The 1,188-nt window shown below is 65.4% G+C and carries 2 protein-coding genes and 1 pseudogene; all 3 read left to right on the top strand.

What is annotated here, in order from left to right; genetic code table 11:
• Positions 1-96 (top strand): annotated as a pseudogene (locus C8K44_RS28150) (GntR family transcriptional regulator); the annotation flags it as partial.
• Positions 97-166: 70 nt separating this feature from the next.
• Positions 167-853: a putative N-acetylmannosamine-6-phosphate 2-epimerase gene (locus C8K44_RS27135; RefSeq protein ID WP_109578853.1), complete on the top strand. Its 687-nt coding sequence runs from the start codon at positions 167-169 to the stop codon at positions 851-853.
• 5 nt (positions 854-858) lie between these two features.
• Positions 859-1,188: ROK family protein (locus tag C8K44_RS27130; RefSeq protein WP_245417658.1), on the top strand; the 330-nt coding region annotated here is incomplete at its 3' end.

Genomic DNA, 1,188 nt, shown 5'->3' with positions numbered 1-1,188 from the left:
CGTCGCTGCTTCCTTGCCGACGGCCAGCTCGTCGAGTTCACCCAGACCAAATATCGCGGCGACGTCTACGATTTTGTCATCGAGCTGATGCGATAATACCAGTTTAAAGCCTGTTGCAATCTGGTCTTATGCTGCTACCGTCCCAGGCATCACAGGAGATGCCCGCGTGCCGCTTGACTTCAAAGCCCTCGACAACGGTCTCATCGTGTCCTGCCAGCCGGTGAAGGGTGGCGCCATGGACAAGGCGGAGATGGTCGTGGGCTTCGCGCTGGCGGCCATCGATGGCGGCGCTGGTGCCCTGCGCATCGAATCCGCCGAATATGTCGCCGCCGTTCGTGCCGCCACCGACAAGACGATCATCGGCCTGGTAAAACGCGATCTCGACGACACGCCCGTGCGCATCACCCCTTGGCTCGAAGACGTCGATGCGTTGGCAAAGGCCGGCGCCGACATCATCGCCTATGATGCCACCCAGCGCGTCCGTCCCGCCTCGACCAAGGCGATCATCGAGCGCATCCATTCCCACGGACGCGCCGCCATGGCCGATTGCTCCGTCATTGCCGATGCCGAACAGGCGCTGGCCGAAGGCGCCGATGTCGTCGGCTCAACCCTTGCCGGCTACACCGGGCCGGTCGAGCCGACCGAGCCGGACTTCGCGCTGATGACGGCGATGCGCAAGCTCACGCCCCATGTTGTCGCCGAGGGCAACGTCCGCACCCCCGCCCAGGCGCAGCAGGCCCTGGCGTCGGGCGCCTCCATGGTCGTCGTCGGCTCAGCCATCACCCGGCCGGAATACGTAACCTCCTGGTTCAAGGCCGCGCTCGACGAAACCATCGCGAAGGCCGGAGCCTGATCGCCATGGCCGACACCGTTCTCGCGCTCGACATCGGCGGCACCAAGATGCTCGCAGCCCTTGTGCGCGGCAACGAATTGCTCGTAACGCACAAGATGCCGACGCCGCGCTCCGGCGATCCCGTACAATGGCTCACGGCCTTGTTCGATGCGATATCTGGCTGGAAGGGCCGGTATGACACCGTCGGCGTCGCCGTCACCGGCATCATCGACGACGGCTGCTGGTCGCCGCTCAACCGCAAGACCCTCGACATCCCCGACCGTTTCCCGCTGGTCGCGACCATCAGGCGGCTCGCCGGCACGGACGCCGTGCTCGCTGCCAACGACGCGCAGGCC

The sequence above is a fragment of the Aminobacter sp. AP02 genome, from assembly GCF_003148805.1.
Taxonomy (GTDB): domain Bacteria; phylum Pseudomonadota; class Alphaproteobacteria; order Rhizobiales; family Rhizobiaceae; genus Aminobacter.
The sequence above is the reverse complement of the archived record's forward strand: the minus strand, read 5'-3'. Positions and strand labels throughout refer to the sequence as shown.